Below are 13,919 nucleotides of genomic sequence, written 5' to 3'. Positions count from 1 at the left end.
CTGAACCTTGGTCAAAAGCTGCGTGCAATTACGTAATGAGCAAATGCGCTGAGTGGTTGGGTGTCATAAGGTAACACAGATAAAGCGTCGTTGGCTTCTGCAAACAGTTGCTGCGCCTTGGCTTTGGCTGCCGGTAAACCGAGCAGGGACGGGTAAGTCGCTTTGTTGGCTTCTAAATCAGATCCCTGCGGTTTACCAAGTGTGGCTGTGTCACCTTCAATGTCGAGAATATCGTCCTGCACCTGAAAGGCCAGGCCTAAAGCGCGGGCGTAACGCACCAGGGCTTCGAGTTCTTCTGGCGCTGTCGCCGGACTTGCCAGCCAGGCCATCTGCACAGCACATTCAATCAATGCGCCGGTTTTTAGCTGGTGCATCGCTTCCAGAGCTTCGACTGTCATCTGTTTATTGGTATGAGCCAAATCAATGGCCTGACCGCCGCACATGCCGCTGTAGCCAGCTTGCCGCGCCAATTGCTGCACCATCTGCAGACGGTTTGGGTAAGCTACCTGCTGATAGGGATGGCTGCTTAACAGTTCAAAAGACAGTGCTTGCAGTGCGTCACCTGCCAGAATCGCGGTCGCTTCGTTAAAAGCTTTATGGCAGGTTGGGTGGCCACGACGTAAGTCATCATCGTCCATCGCCGGTAGATCGTCGTGGATCAGTGAATATGTGTGTAAACATTCGATCGCAGCAGCTGGCGCATCAAGGTCATGCAGGCTTGCACCAAGCATCTGACCAACGGCATAAACTAAAAACGGCCGTATTCTTTTACCGCCAGACAACAAACTATATTGCATCGCTGCCAGCAGTTCTGGATCGGTAATAGGTTGCGCGGCCAATGCCGCCGTCATCACTTGTTCAACCCGTTGTTGATAAAGCGCTAATGAGCTCTTCACCGTGTTATTCTCCGGCAGGATTGTCAAAGGCGGTCAGCTGTTCCTGTGCGTTAGGTTGCAACAGAATTTGTACTTTTTGCTCGGCAGCCTGCAATTGTTGCTGGCTGGCACGAGTTAACGCGATGCCACGCTCAAATTGTGCCAACGCATCATCAAGGGATAAGTCACCTTGTTCAAGCTGCTGCACAATGCTTTCAAGTTCGGCGATCATTTGCTCAAACTGCTGCGGATTTGCTTGTTTTTTACTCATAACCCGACCTTTTGATAAGAGTGCGCAAAGTTACCTTAGCCAACTGTTATGGTCAATCAGAATGGCTTTTACGGCAACTAAATTAGTGAAGTAGTTGAAATTAATTTAAGCAATAAATGTCATTGGTCGATAACTCACGATAAGCTAAGATAAATTCGTTGTTAAGCGTCGATTTAAACGGGAGAGTTTTGTGGATTTAGCAACCATCTTGGGTTTGGTCGCCACGATCGGGATGATGGTCTGGGCAATGTATCTGAGTGCCGCCGGCGATCTCATGATGTTCTACGACTTTATCTCCATCGTGATCGTGTTTGGCGGCAGTATCACCGTCGTATTTATGAAATTTACCCTGTCACAACTAGCCGGCAGCTTTAAAGCCGCTGGTAAAGCTTTTATGTTCAAGATGGAATCGCCGGAAGAATTGATTGAAAAAGCCGTGCAGTTGGCCGACTCCGCCCGCAAAGGTGGTTTTTTAGCATTGGAAGAAGCCGAAATTCCCAACGCCTTTATGCAAAAAGGCATCAATATGCTGGTTGATGGTCACGACGCTGATGTTGTCCGTGGCACCTTAGAAAAAGATATCGATCAGACCTACAGCCGCCATGGTATTTATATCGGCGTATTTAAGCAATTAGGTGACCTCGGTCCGGCGATGGGGATGATCGGTACTTTGATTGGTCTGGTAGCGATGCTGGCCAATATGTCCGATCCAAAGGCAATTGGACCGGCAATGGCCGTTGCACTGTTAACCACTCTGTATGGTGCAATTCAGGCCAACTGCCTCTGTATGCCGCTTGCTGACAAAATGTCCGTTCGCAATGAAGAAGAAAAAACCAACAACCAGTTAATTCTGGACGCAATTATGGGGATCCAGGACGGGCAAAACCCGAAAGTCATTGAAGGGATCCTGCGCAATTACCTGATGTCGAAAAAACGTGAAGTCAAAGTTGACAGCGAATAGGAGGCTCCATGGCTGAATGTCCAAAGTGCCCACCGCCGGGTTTACCGGCCTACATGGGAACCTTCGCTGACTTAATGTCATTGTTGATGTGCTTTTTTGTACTGTTATTGTCGTTTTCCGAAATGGACGTGCAAAAGTTTAAACAATTGGCAGGTTCCATGGCATTCGCCTTCGGTGTGCAGAATAAAATTGAAGTCAAAGATATTCCCAAAGGTACCAGCGTCATTGCACTGGAATTCCGCCCTGGTCGTCCTGATCCAACACCCATCGATACCATTCAGCAACAAACTGTTGATATGACTCAGCAAACCATGGAGTTCCAGGCGGGCGAAGACGATTCAGCTGGCGGACGACAGGAGCAGCGTGAAGATAAAACCGGTGGTGCCAGCGATAGTACCGATGAACAGTCACAGGCACCAACTGAAGCAGAAACTGCTGAAATGCAGGAAAAAATTAATGAAATGGTGAAGAAGATTGCTGAGCAGATGGAGCAGCAAATTCAAGACGGCGCCATTGAACTGGAGTCACTCGGTCAGCAAATTATTATCCGCATTCGGGAAAATGGCTCCTTTCCATCTGGGTCAACTTTTCTGCAGCCAAGATTTAAACCAATCATTCAACAAATTGGCGTGATTTTAAAAGACATTCCCGGAGAAATTACCATTTCTGGTCACACGGATAGCGATCAGGTGTCTGACGAATTGAACAGTAATAACTGGGAGTTGTCAGCCAAACGTGCAGTTTCGGTGGCAGTCGAACTGTTGCAAGGCACCGGTTTGGAGAAAGAACGGTTGGTCGTGGTTGGCCATGCCGATACCAGACCGCTTGTTCCTAATGATACGGCGCAGAATCAACGCCGCAATCGGCGGGTCGAAATTTCTATCATGCAGGGTAAGGCAAAAGAATCTGACCCAATCCAGTTAAATCCGGTGCCACCACCGGGCGGTTAAAGTATGCGAGTTGCTGCTTTGGGTGCTGTGTTTTTGCCTATCACCCGATGCAGCGCCAGTTTTATCGGCGGTAAAACAGCTGGGAATGTTAGTTTTGCCGCACATTCATCAAATATGACGTTATAATGCGCGCCAGTTTTTTTGTGGTGGCAGCGGCTTATGATCGAATTTATTATCAAGTTACATCCGGAAATTTCCATCAAAAGTAAGTCGGTCCGCAAACGCCAGACTATGTTACTGGAGCAAAATATCAAAACGATTTTGCTGCAGCTTGACCCCGCCATCGAAGTTCGCAATTTTTATGATCATTTGACCGTCACTGCCCAACAGGACTGCGACAAACTGCGGCGACAATTGCTTGAGCATCTGCAGTGTATTCCCGGCATCGTGCAATTTGCTGAAATGCAGTCCGGTAGTTTTGAGTCGTTGCATCATATTTTTGAGCAAGTACTGGAGCTGTATCGCGCGCAGCTGGAGCACAAAAGCTTCTGCGTGCGGGTCAAACGCACCGGCGATCATCCTTTTTCTTCGATTGAAGCCGAACGTTATATTGGCGGCGGATTAAATCAACATATTGCCTCAGCGCAAGTGCGGTTAAAAAATCCGGATCTGACAGTTCATGTTGAAATTAAACGCGATAAACTGATGATTGTGCGCCAGATGTATCACGGCATGGGCGGTTTTCCACTGCCATCGCAAGGCGATGTATTGTCGTTAATTTCCGGTGGTTTTGATTCGGCGGTAGCTAGTTATCTGATGATCCGCAAAGGCCTGCGCACCCATTTCCTGTTTTTTAATCTCGGTGGCGCGGCACATGAAACTGGCGTGCGACAAATGTCTTTTTACTTGTGGCAAAAATATAGCCTATCGCACAAGGTCAAATTTGTGTCGGTCGATTTTGCACCAGTTGTCACTGAAATTCTGGAAAAAATCGACAGTGGCCTGATGGGCGTGGTGCTCAAACGAATGATGATGCGCGCCGCCGCAACAGTCGCCGAAAGCCTGAATATCAAAGCTGTGATTACCGGTGAAAGTGTCGGCCAGGTGGCCAGCCAAACCATCGTTAACTTGAATGTGATTGACCGCGTTACTGAAATGCTGATTTTAAGACCACTTATTTATCAGGATAAACAAGAGATTATTGATATTGCGCGGGCAATTGGCGTGGAAGATTTAGCCAAAACGATGCCCGAGTATTGTGGGGTCATTTCAAAAAGCCCAACGGTTAATGCAGTGCTGTCGGAAGTGAATGCTGCGGAACAACGTTTTGACTTCACGATTTTGGAGCATGTCAGCACTAACGCCAAAGTGATGGATATTCGAACCATTGAATATCAGGCTGAGCAGCAGGTTGCGACCGTCTCGCTGGAAACTGTATTGCCGGCAGGTGCCATAGTGCTGGATGTACGGGCGCCGGATGAAACCGAGCGTTTTCCATTGCAATTAACCGATCACGCGGTAATTGAACTACCGTTTTACAAAATCGCCAATGGCTTCGCTGCTTTGGATCAGGCACAGCAGTATTATTTATATTGTGATCGCGGCGTGATGAGTAAGCTGCAGGCTTTGCTGCTCAAAGAGCAGGGTTATCAGAATGTGGCGGTTTATAAAAAGCCAGAGTAAGCGACGACTGGTAATTGTTGCAGAAATTAATACTGCCAGGGCTGTAACCTGGCAGTTAGCTGCTGATAAAGCGTCTGATGTGCCGGAAGTTGGATTTGATTAGCCGCCGCCTGCTGCAATAAAAAGCCGGTGATGGCATTGAGCTCAGTTCGACGTTGGTTGGCGACATCCTGTTGCATTGACGAGAAATTTTGTGCCGTGGTTTGTTGCACTTTTTCAATCAGTTGCTGTAACTGTTCCAGGCTAAATTGTTGGCCACAGGCCTTCGCCACCAATACAAACTCACTCAGCAGTTGACTGATTTGCACCTGATATTCTGCTTTTAATAATTCGCCATTGCGAACCTGCAATAACGCCGTCAGCGGATTAATCACACAATTGATTGCCAATTTTTTCCACAAGTAAGGTGTGATATCCGGCACTTGCTGCAATGGACCTAAAGCTGTATTCAGCTCGCTGGCTATGGTTGTGACAGAACTTCTGGCGGCAGCGTTACAAGCGCCGAGCATGGTTTCGCCAAAACCCGTATGCCGCACTTGCAATGGAGATGGTTTGTAAGCACCTTGGGTGGTGCTAGCGAACCAGAGGCTCTGTGTTGGCAACAGTAACGGCTGGACTTGCTCGAGGGTGCCCATGCCGTTGTGACATAACACGATTTGCGCGTTTTCGGTAAGATGCGGCAATAACTGTTGCACTGCGGCGACGGTATCAAAGGCTTTGACCGGGATCAGCACTTTGGTAAAAGGACCGTGGCTTGCGGCAGCAAGTTGCATTGGATAATCGCGACTGCCAACACTAAACCGGAAATTCAGATGTTGCGGCTGACGTAGCCACAAATGTACCTGCTGATTTGCTAATGCCAAGCGGCTGGCAGCGAGCAGGCCAATAGCACCACGCCCAACTACCAGCCAAGGTGTTTGTGAAATTCCGGTTGAAACCTCTGATTGAAGTTGTTCCATGCGATGACCTTGGGTTTAAGTGCTGACGGTTTTAAAGCGGGCAGGCCGCCATCTCCAAAGCAGCAGCGCCAGTAAAATACCGCAGATATCGGCCAGCCAGTCCCACCAGTCACCCTGACGGACTGTCAGATAATGTTGTGCCAGTTCAATCAGGCCGCCATACATACTCATCAGCACCAACCCTGCCAAGGTGCGGCCGTGAAAACTCAATTGCCATAACAGCATCAGCACCATAAAGACCCCTAAATGCATCAGCTTGTCATTTGGCATCCAGCTTGAGGGTACGCCACTGACATCTTTTAAAAAACCATAGCTGCATATCATCAGCGCCAGGACCAGTAGAATACGGAAAACATGTGGGCTCAGTGTCATAGGTATGTTCATTTATATGTGTTGCCACTTGTATTCGAGTGCCGGTCTTTACCCTAGTTCAGAGCTACTCACCCACAACAGCGATTTCATAAGTTTGCTTGTATAACCGTCATCCTTGAAGATTCGGGGTTGTTGGCCGCCTTCACTCACTGAGGCGTCAGCCCGACTGGGACGCCAGCGCGGCCAGTCACATAGGACTACTATGCTCCGGGTCGGACTGGCGTTCCAGATTCGTTCAGTTGCCGCGGTTCCACCGTGGCCTTTCCGAATCTTCAATGATTTTGGGTATATATCGCAAACCTATTGTCTGTGGTAGCTCTGAATTACAGGTTGATAAAGAACTAACTAGTCTCTAAAGTTTTTAAATTGGAAAGGCTGGCCGAGGTCACTTCCCCGAACCAACTGTATTGCGGCTTGCAGGTCGTCACGATTTTTTCCAGTGACCCGTAACTCTTCTCCTTGAATCGCTACTTGCACCTTAATACTACTTTCTTTGACGATTTTAACGATTTTTTTCGCGAGTTCTTTGTCAATGCCCTGCTTGATCACGATATGGCGCGTAATGTATTTGCCATGACGATCTTCTTTTTCAAGTTTGAAACTACTGACATCTAACTGAAGCTTACTCGCTTTGGTTGCAAAAATATCAAACAGCTGCATCACTTGCTGATCGGCTTCTGCGGTCAATTCAATGTGGTCTTTTTTAAACTCAATTTTGGCATCAACGCCACGAAAATCGTAACGGGTTTCAAGCTCGCGTTTCGCGTTCTCAACCGCGTTATTTGCTTGATTCATATCAATTTCTGAAACAATATCAAATGAAGGCATGGCTTTCTCTTTTTCGATTAAAACTTAGCTGCCTATTATAAGCGAAACTCTGCAACGAGCGAACCTCTTCTGCATCCAATAATTTGACAACCTAAGTGCTTTAGAGGGCAAATAAGCGGTAAACGGTACCATTCAGTTCTGGACAGTTCTATTTCAACAGCTTTTTCTAACATCAGTATCAAAATTTCCGCGAATAAATCAAACTCTAGCGCTACATCTTATTAGCCATCTGGATTTCTATTGACAATGTAGCCGCGGCCGTTACACTGAGGCCGCATTTTTTCAGGTGCTGTTTTAGCCATTGGTCATCCTGCCAATCGCAAACAACAGTGAAACGGGAATCTGGTTCGAAGCCAGAGCTGCCCCCGCAACGGTAACACTCATCATGAACTTCATGATGGAGATCGCTCAACCACTGTCAGTCGATGGGAAGGTGCGATCTTGGTCAAACTGAAAAGTTTGACAGTGCAGCCCGGAGACCGGCCTGAGAAGTTCATTCACTCAACTGCACGCGGTGGGCGTGTACCATGGAGTTATTATGTTGAAGTTCTCAATACTGAGCACTGCTGTGTTCAGTACCTTTGCTTTTGCCGCAACAGCTGCGGTTTCTTTACCAGCCAATAATTTACCAGCCGATCATTCATCAGCAAAAAATACATCAGCAACAACTGACCAGGCAGCAATTGAGCATATCAGCGTCTACGCCAACCGTCAGGCACGGCCGGTATCAGCATCGCTGACCAGCGTCACCGTGCTTGATCGTGTCGACATTGACCGCCGCCAGGTGCGGGATTTACCGGCGTTGTTACAGCAAGTGGCTGGTGTCAGTGTCGCTCGTGACGGTGGTCGTGGTCAGAACAGCAGCGTGTTTATTCGTGGTGGTAGCAGCGGCCATACCTTAGTGCTACTCGATGGCGTGCGGATTGGTTCGGCAACGCTGGGCTATCAGGCATTGGCGATGGTACCGCTGGAACTGGTTGAAAAAATCGAAGTGATCCGTGGCCCGAAAGCGGCCTGGTATGGTTCAGATGCTTTAGGTGGTGTGATTGCCATTACCACCCGTCAGGGCCAAAAGGTTGAATTTAATGCCAATATCGGCAGCTTTGGTCAGGCCGAAGCCAGTTTATCCGGCAGCACCAAGGTGCAGGATAATCTAAACCTGTTTGGCACTGTCGGTACTTCCCGCGCAGAAGGCTTTTCTGCCAAATTAAATGCCGATCCGGATGATGATGGTTATCAGCAAAGTTATCTCAAAGCAGGTGCCGATTATCAGTCTGCCATTGGCTTATTCAAGTGGCAGTCGCAGCTCAATGACGGCTATTACGAGTTTGATACCAGCTTTGGTGGTGATAAAGCCAATACCCAGCAAGATTCACATCAGCTGGACTGGAGCCTGCAGCAAGACGTGGTCAACCATCAGCTGAAGCTTTCACACAGTATTGACCGTGATACCAGCTATGGTTTGAAAGTGGCAGATTCGTTATTTGAAACCAAACGCGAAGAAGCCAGTTATCAGGCAACAGTGACCTTGAACCAGCAATGGAATTTGATTGGCGGCACTAACTGGTATCAGGAGCTTGTTAATAAAAACGCGCCGAAATATTCGCAGGATAAAAGAACCAACCAAAGTGTGTTCAGCGGGATCGGTTTTCAGGGCGAACAATGGTTATTTGACGCGACCGGTCGCCACGATAACGTAACAGGTTACGGCAGCAAAAATACTTATCAGCTGAGTGGCGGTTATCGCTTTACCGAACAGTTGACCGGTCGTTTAAGCCAGGGTACCGCCTTTAAAGTGCCGACCTTTAACGATTTATATTGGCCAGACTTTGGTAACTCATTATTAAAGCCGGAAGAATCAACTTCACGTGAAGTAGGCCTTGCTTATAACGGTTCGAAGCTACAGTTAGATGTGGTGTTGTTTGACCGTGATTTAACCAATCTGATTATCGGCGGCAAAACGGCTAGCAATGTGCTGTTGGCGAGCGTTGAAGGTGGGGAAGTCACTGCTGGTTTTGATTTATTGGGTACCAGTCAAAACTTTAGCTACGGTTATCTCAACGGCAAAGATGAAAAAACTGGCTTAAAACTGGTGAAACGTCCGGCGCATAAAGTAAGCTGGAACAGCAGCAAACAATGGCAAGACTGGACGTTCAGCAGCCATGCTTTGTATCAGAGCCGCTCGTTCTCTGGCAAAACCTGGGATGGTAAATTACAACCGGAATTAGGCAGCTACCTTATTTGGAACTTAGGCCTGGCCTACCAATGGCAGCCGAATATTACCCTGCGGGCAAAAGTGGATAACCTGTTCGATAAAGAATATCAAACCAACCTGGGTTATCGCACCGCTGGTGTTGAGTTTGGGTTATCGGTTCAAGTACTGTCCTACTAGTCTGGTTGTAGAAAGAGATTACTAAAAGTATCAACACCAAGCCGCGCTCGTCGCGGCTTTTTTACAGCTGTTTTTTGATGCGTTTGCTGGCGATGAAGCGCCAGCTAGCTCGGTTTTTGTAATGTCGCAAACTGCTGCCGAAACTTAGCAAGTTTGGGCAGCACTAAAAACTGGCAATAAGGCTGATTGGGGTTTTGCGCAGCGTAACCCTGATGATATTGTTCCGCCGGATAAAAAGTCGCAACTGGCTCTATGCTGGTGACAATCGCTGCCGGGTAAACTTGATGCTGCGTCAGTTCTGCGATGAACTGTTGCAATTCAGCCTGCTGTTGTTCGTTATGCACAAACACTGCTGAACGGTATTGTGTACCCACGTCATTGCCCTGACGATTTAACGTGGTCGGGTCGTGCAGGAAAAACAAAATTTCCAGTAATTGCCGGTAACTCACCACTGCAGGGTCAAACTGCAGTTGTACCACTTCAGCATGCCCGGTCTGGCCGGTACAAATATCACGATAGTTCGGGTTTGCGGTCTGACCGCCCATATAGCCACTGGTGGCGCTGATCACGCCTTGCAGTTGATTAAAGGCCGCTTCGATACACCAGAAACAACCGCCGGCGAAAGTGGCAACTTGTGTGTTCATTAGATACTCCGGTTATTTATCCAGTTGATCTGTCAACATGGGGGCATCGTAGTCTAAACCAATAGTAAGGTAAATTTTAGTGCTGGCTATCGTGAGTAGGGAGTGCTGGTTTGGTTGTTTTTGTATTGAAAACGTGCACTGCTGATTTTTTGGACAATCGCTGTTTTAGATCACAGGAGTTCAAGTGAATATTGCCATTATTGGAGCAGGCGTCAGTGCGGCGGCTGCAGTAAGTGTGCTGAAACAACGAGGCTGTCAGGTCAGTGTGTTTGAGAAATCGCGCGGGCCTGGTGGGCGGATGAGTAGTAAAAGAGCGTTGGCCGGCAGTCTGGATTTAGGCGCGCAGTATTTTACCGCCCGTGATGTTGGTTTTATGGCGCAGGTTGAACTGTGGTGCAGTCAAGGGCTGGCGCAGATTTGGTCGATGCAGCCATGGGTGTCTGAACATGGCGTGTTGTCGCGCTCTGATGATCAACAAACCCGTTATATCGGCACGAGCACCATGCATCAGATGCTGGTGCCGGCTTTTGGCGGTGTTGATATTCATTATCAATGCAAAATCAATGAATTAAGTTTTATCACTAGTAATGTCAGCAGTCATTCGCACGGGCAGTGGCAACTGTGTTCTGAGCAAGGTGAATGCTATGGCGGTTTTGATGCGGTGCTGCTGACCTGTCCGCCGGAGCAGAGCTTTCAGCTCCTTATCGGCGCGCCTATTTGTACACAAATTCCACGGCAGAGTTTGATGCCGTGCTGGGCCGTGTTGCTGGAACTGGCGACTCCCACCCACGTCAGTATGGATGCCATTTTTGTGAAAGATGGCGCTGCCAGTTGGATAACGCGTCAATCCACCAAACCCGGTCGGCAAAGTGCACGCCTGCGCGATGTGCCAGAAGCGCCAGAGCAATGGTTGCTGCATTTTAGCGCCGATTTCAGTGCCCAAGAACTGGAAGCCAGTGCCGAACTGATCACCGAACTTGCCGCAGCCGAGCTGGTTCGGGTGTTAGGGCGCACGGTCGATGTGGCTGCTGCTTTGTGCCATCGTTGGTTATATGCCAGCTACAATCCGGCCATCGCGCCTTGTGGTGTGCTTTATGATGCGAAAATGCAGTTAGCTATAGCAGGCGACTGGACCTTAGGCGGTCGGGTGGAAAACGCCTGGATTTCCGGAGTCACAGCAGCTGAACAGCTACTCAGTGCGCAGCATAAAAGCGGGCCGCAACGTTGAGCGGCTGTTTACTGGTGTTAGGGGCTAGCAGTGGTATTGGTCAGGCGTTGCTGCAATTGGCCGTTGAAAAAGGTTGGCAAGCAATTGGTGTCAGCCGTCAGGCGCGACCAGCGACACTTGTATCGTCAATCGTCTGGCAACAGCTTGATTATCATCAACAAGACCTGCAAGCGCTGGAACAAACGCTTCCAGAAATTTGCCTGCAATATCAACCGCAAGTGCTGTTTATTTGCCATGGTTTACTGCAACTCGCGGAGGTAAAAGCTGAAAAGACTATCCGACAATTGGACGTGGCTGGCGCGGGGCGAAGCTGGTGGGTCAATTATCTGGTGCCAATGCTCCATCTCAAAACCATCTGGTCTTATTTACTGCAGCAACCTTGCAAAGTTCTGGTTTTAAGCGCAAAAGTCGGCAGTAATACTGACAATCAGCTGGGCGGCTGGTACAGCTATCGGGCGGCAAAAGCAGCACTGAATATGGCTGTGAAAACGGCGGCCATTGAGTTACAGCGGCAGCAGCGACAAACGTGGATAGCCACAGTACATCCAGGCACCACCGATACTTTGTTGGCTGCGCCATTTACTAAAAATCTGCCGGTAGGGCAATTACAAACAACGGCAGAGACGGCGCTGCGGTTGTGGCAGGTTGCTGAACATCTGCAAGCGGCCGACCACGGTGCCTTGCTAAATTGGGATGGCAAGCAGTTGCCTTATTAAAGTCTGTGCGAATTTCGATGCGTTGACACCTGCGTCGCGATTAGCGTTTCGCTATTGAATCAGAGGTCACTCGCAGGCTAAGCTAAGGTTTTCGTCAGACAGGGAATTAAAAAATGGGATTATTCAGTGGTTTATTAGGCAATGCCGGTGAAGTTGATGTGGCCGAAGTTGAGCAAGAATTAGCAAGTATCATGGCGGATGGCGAAAAACCGGAACAGGTGTTTAAGCTTATTCGCGATATGATTGTGTTTACCAATCGGCGATTGATTTTGATTGATAAACAAGGCCTGACTGGATCAAAAAAGGAATATATGTCCATTCCTTATCGGTCGATTGTGCGTTTTGCGGCTGAGACCAAAGGTCATTTTGATTTGGAATCCGATTTAAAAATCTGGTTGAGCGGCTCAGAGCAGGCAATCAGCAAAACCTTTAGTAAAGACGGTAATATTATGTCAGTGCAAAAAGCACTGGCGACTTATGTTTGCCGCTAGTTGTCGCTAGTGCAGATACATGACCCGCTGCAGCATCAGCGTAGCGGGTCATGTATCAGTTGGTTTAGCTCGCAACTGCCGGTTGAGCAGCAGCTTTATCAGCTAACGTCTTTTCGCGGAAACTTTGCAAACCTTGCTGAATGAGCTCATAAGTTTCGTCGATGTCTGAAGCTACTTTACCTTCAAGCTGCTGTAATCCTTTAAGAATATCTTTGGCATCAGCAAAACCCTGATCAATACCACCGCCAATTTTCGCCATAAAATCGTCCATCGCTGCTTCTTCAGTCAAATCCTGATTGCGTTCGCGATAATTGGCGTAAAAGTTGGTGGCAAATGCCACGATGCGATCGGCAGTGGCTTGTGGTGAGGTGTCCTGATCCTGGCTATAAGGATTGCTGGCGGTGGTTTTTTCCGGCGCTGCGACACTGTCATCGTCGGCTAAGCGTTTTTCGATGGAAGCGGTGATGGTTTTATACAACAAACTCATCGATTTGTTGTCAGATTTTAAGCTGATTTCAAGTTGATTTTGCAAGATAGTCTGATTCAGTTCCTGCCGGTTGGCCTGGGATAATTCCGCGGCGGATGGTTTGTCTTTGGCTGCTTCAGTGCTGGTTTTATCGGTGTTAGTTTTATCGGTATTAGATGTTTTGGTGGTGCTGTTGCTTGCTGGTTGAATGTTCATGTTGTCGCCGCCTGTCGCTGGATTATGCACACAATAGCCTGCTTATCGGCCGCTTGCTGCCGGAACTTGAGCATAAAATTGCCGACTTTTTGCAATTTCGCGGCAAAGAGTTGCCACCCCATCGAGTGTGCGTAAGGTTGCGCGGTGCAATAAGTCGCTATCTGGTTGAATTATTTGCTTATATTTAGTGGCCCGCAATTCTGGCCAGCGCTGCCACGACACTAAAGTTCTTGGCTCATTTTCAGAAATTGGTTGAATAATTAACGCCGGATTGGCAGCAATCACCTGTTCCAGGCCTACTTGTGGATAAGCAGCGCTGGCATTTTCAAAAATATTCTTCACGCCACAGACGTTCAAATGCTGCTGCGGCCAGGCATCACGGCTAATCGTCGACAGTGGGTTGTCCCATAATTCGTAAAATACGCTGACAGGTGGTTGTGTCTGATACTGACTCTTTAATGCGTTAAGTTGCTGCAAATACGCTGTGGACAGTTCCTGTGCAGTTGTTTGCTGACCAACCAATGCGCCAAGTTGTAGTAACTGGCTGGCGATGTCTTCCAGTTTGGTGGTTTGGAAATGCAGTACTTTCAGCCCCAATTGCTGCATTTTTTTGATGTCCGCCGCTGGTGTGCCGGTATCCCACACCAACACCAGATCAGGTTGCAGCGCGACTACTTTTTCCAGCTGAATGGCGGCGTAATTGCCGACGCGTGGAATGCTGCGAGCCGCCTCCGGATAATCGGCATGATCGGTTGTGGCAATGATTTGCGCGCCACCGCCAAGGCTGAAAATGAGTTCTACCAGATTGGGCGCCAATACGACCAGCCGTTTTGCGGCGGCTTTTTCGGGCACTGCGGGTTCGGCAAAAAGCGGTGGTGCAGTTATCAAGCCAGCAAACAGCATGCCTGTTATCGCAATTTTTAATGA

15 protein-coding genes and 1 riboswitch are annotated in these 13,919 nt (G+C 48.5%); of the genes, 7 read left to right on the top strand and 8 right to left on the bottom strand.

Annotated features, from left to right (window positions below; translation table 11 throughout):
• Positions 1-11: 11 nt before the first annotated feature.
• Together ispA and xseB are read right to left on the bottom strand one after the other, a co-directional pair.
• The gene (gene ispA, locus A5320_RS14575; protein WP_082971788.1) at positions 12-896 is read right to left on the bottom strand and encodes a (2E,6E)-farnesyl diphosphate synthase; all 885 of its coding nucleotides are present in this window, start codon (positions 894-896) and stop codon (positions 12-14) included.
• Positions 897-900: 4 nt separating this feature from the next.
• Entirely contained in the window at positions 901-1,146 is a 246-nt protein-coding gene (gene xseB / locus A5320_RS14570) for an exodeoxyribonuclease VII small subunit (protein WP_068066124.1), read from the bottom strand.
• 190 nt (positions 1,147-1,336) lie between these two features.
• Here xseB and pomA point away from each other — a divergent pair, with 190 nt between their 5' ends.
• The 3 genes from pomA (at position 1,337) to thiI (ending at position 4,680) form a co-directional block, all read left to right on the top strand.
• On the top strand, positions 1,337-2,107 hold the full coding sequence (gene pomA, locus A5320_RS14565; protein ID WP_068066121.1) for a flagellar motor protein PomA: 771 nt from the start codon (positions 1,337-1,339) through the stop codon (positions 2,105-2,107).
• A gap of 8 nt (positions 2,108-2,115) precedes the next feature.
• Positions 2,116-3,057: a flagellar motor protein MotB gene (locus A5320_RS14560; protein WP_068066118.1), complete on the top strand. Its 942-nt coding sequence runs from the start codon at positions 2,116-2,118 to the stop codon at positions 3,055-3,057.
• 159 nt (positions 3,058-3,216) lie between these two features.
• On the top strand, positions 3,217-4,680 hold the full coding sequence (thiI, locus tag A5320_RS14555; protein ID WP_068066115.1) for a tRNA uracil 4-sulfurtransferase ThiI: 1,464 nt from the start codon (positions 3,217-3,219) through the stop codon (positions 4,678-4,680).
• A gap of 26 nt (positions 4,681-4,706) precedes the next feature.
• Here thiI and A5320_RS14550 read toward each other — a convergent pair whose 3' ends face one another.
• The 3 genes from A5320_RS14550 to A5320_RS14540 form a co-directional block, all read right to left on the bottom strand.
• Complete coding sequence (locus A5320_RS14550) at positions 4,707-5,639, bottom strand: ketopantoate reductase family protein (RefSeq protein ID WP_068066112.1); 933 nt, start codon at positions 5,637-5,639, stop codon at positions 4,707-4,709.
• 15 nt (positions 5,640-5,654) lie between these two features.
• Positions 5,655-6,011, bottom strand: a complete 357-nt coding sequence (locus A5320_RS14545; RefSeq protein WP_068066110.1) for a VanZ family protein — start codon at positions 6,009-6,011, stop codon at positions 5,655-5,657.
• 345 nt (positions 6,012-6,356) lie between these two features.
• On the bottom strand, positions 6,357-6,839 hold the full coding sequence (locus A5320_RS14540; protein ID WP_068066107.1) for a YajQ family cyclic di-GMP-binding protein: 483 nt from the start codon (positions 6,837-6,839) through the stop codon (positions 6,357-6,359).
• Between the two features lie 273 nt (positions 6,840-7,112).
• Positions 7,113-7,341: riboswitch (cobalamin riboswitch) on the top strand.
• 36 nt (positions 7,342-7,377) lie between these two features.
• On the opposite strand from A5320_RS14540, the gene A5320_RS14535 reads away from it, so the two are divergent.
• Positions 7,378-9,231, top strand: coding sequence for a TonB-dependent receptor domain-containing protein (locus A5320_RS14535; RefSeq protein ID WP_082971787.1), 1,854 nt, complete (start codon positions 7,378-7,380; stop codon positions 9,229-9,231).
• A gap of 104 nt (positions 9,232-9,335) precedes the next feature.
• Here the strand turns inward: A5320_RS14535 and msrA are convergent, their stop codons facing one another.
• Positions 9,336-9,875 carry a peptide-methionine (S)-S-oxide reductase MsrA gene (gene msrA / locus A5320_RS14530; RefSeq protein WP_068066105.1) on the bottom strand — a complete coding sequence of 180 codons (540 nt, stop codon included), beginning with the start codon at positions 9,873-9,875 and terminating at the stop codon, positions 9,336-9,338.
• Between the two features lie 184 nt (positions 9,876-10,059).
• Here msrA and A5320_RS14525 point away from each other — a divergent pair, with 184 nt between their 5' ends.
• The 3 genes from A5320_RS14525 (at position 10,060) to A5320_RS14515 (ending at position 12,310) form a co-directional block, all read left to right on the top strand.
• Complete coding sequence (locus A5320_RS14525; RefSeq protein WP_068066103.1) at positions 10,060-11,103, top strand: NAD(P)/FAD-dependent oxidoreductase; 1,044 nt, start codon at positions 10,060-10,062, stop codon at positions 11,101-11,103.
• Positions 11,100-11,819: an SDR family NAD(P)-dependent oxidoreductase gene (locus tag A5320_RS14520; protein ID WP_068066100.1), complete on the top strand. Its 720-nt coding sequence runs from the start codon at positions 11,100-11,102 to the stop codon at positions 11,817-11,819. The genes A5320_RS14525 and A5320_RS14520 overlap by 4 nt, the downstream gene beginning before the upstream one ends.
• A gap of 113 nt (positions 11,820-11,932) precedes the next feature.
• Positions 11,933-12,310 carry a PH domain-containing protein gene (locus A5320_RS14515; RefSeq protein ID WP_068066097.1) on the top strand — a complete coding sequence of 126 codons (378 nt, stop codon included), beginning with the start codon at positions 11,933-11,935 and terminating at the stop codon, positions 12,308-12,310.
• 64 nt (positions 12,311-12,374) lie between these two features.
• Here the strand turns inward: A5320_RS14515 and A5320_RS14510 are convergent, their stop codons facing one another.
• Both A5320_RS14510 and A5320_RS14505 read right to left on the bottom strand, forming a co-directional pair.
• Positions 12,375-12,992: a DUF5610 domain-containing protein gene (locus tag A5320_RS14510; protein ID WP_068066096.1), complete on the bottom strand. Its 618-nt coding sequence runs from the start codon at positions 12,990-12,992 to the stop codon at positions 12,375-12,377.
• 42 nt (positions 12,993-13,034) lie between these two features.
• Positions 13,035-13,895, bottom strand: a complete 861-nt coding sequence (locus tag A5320_RS14505) for a cobalamin-binding protein (RefSeq protein ID WP_068066095.1) — start codon at positions 13,893-13,895, stop codon at positions 13,035-13,037.
• Between the last annotated feature and the right edge of the window lie 24 nt (positions 13,896-13,919).

The sequence above is a fragment of the Rheinheimera sp. SA_1 genome (genome assembly GCF_001669775.1).
Lineage (GTDB): Bacteria > Pseudomonadota > Gammaproteobacteria > Enterobacterales > Alteromonadaceae > Pararheinheimera.
The sequence above is the reverse complement of the archived record's forward strand: the minus strand, read 5'-3'. Positions and strand labels throughout refer to the sequence as shown.